The organism is Pseudoalteromonas sp. S4492 (genome assembly GCF_005886115.1).
In the GTDB taxonomy this organism is placed as follows: domain Bacteria; phylum Pseudomonadota; class Gammaproteobacteria; order Enterobacterales; family Alteromonadaceae; genus Pseudoalteromonas; species Pseudoalteromonas gelatinilytica.
The window spans coordinates 1-550 of record NZ_PNCP01000237.1 but is presented as its reverse complement, the minus strand read 5'-3'; the positions used below and the strand labels follow the sequence as shown (position 1 = coordinate 550).

Annotated in this window: 1 pseudogene; it reads left to right on the top strand. The window is 48.2% G+C overall.

Annotated features, from left to right (window positions below):
- A pseudogene (locus CWC28_RS22115) lies at positions 1-550 on the top strand (transposase); the annotation flags it as partial.

Here is a 550-nt window from a genome sequence, read left to right as displayed (position 1 = left end):
GAAAAGGCCTCCCGTGAGAACATTGTTTTTATGGCTCTGTCGGCTGACAGTCAACCTCATTTCACGACCATTGCCGACTTTGTCAGTCGAATGCATGAACCCATAGGGCTGTTGTTTACCCAGATTCTGATGGTCTGTGACCAACTTGGACTGATCGGCAAAGATAGGTTTGCCATAGATGGCCGCAAGATGCCTTCTAATGCAGGTAAGGAGTGGAGCGGTACCCACAGGGAATTACGCGATAAAAAGAAGAAGCTCGAAATTGGCATCGCTCGCCTGACCAAGCGGCATCAGGAGGAAGATAAAAAAGACGACGTTAATCCTGAACATCGTCGTGATGATGAGCAACGCATCAAAACCTTGAAAAATGCGTCACGGCGCATCAAGGCGTTTCTTAAGGAACAACCGGAAAAACTGAACAAGCGCAATAAGCCACTGAAAGGGAATGTCACTGACCCGGACAGCGCCAAGATGAAAACATCCAAAGGCGTCATTCAGGGCTACTGTGGGGTTGCGGCTGTTGATAGTAAACATCAGGTCATTATGCATG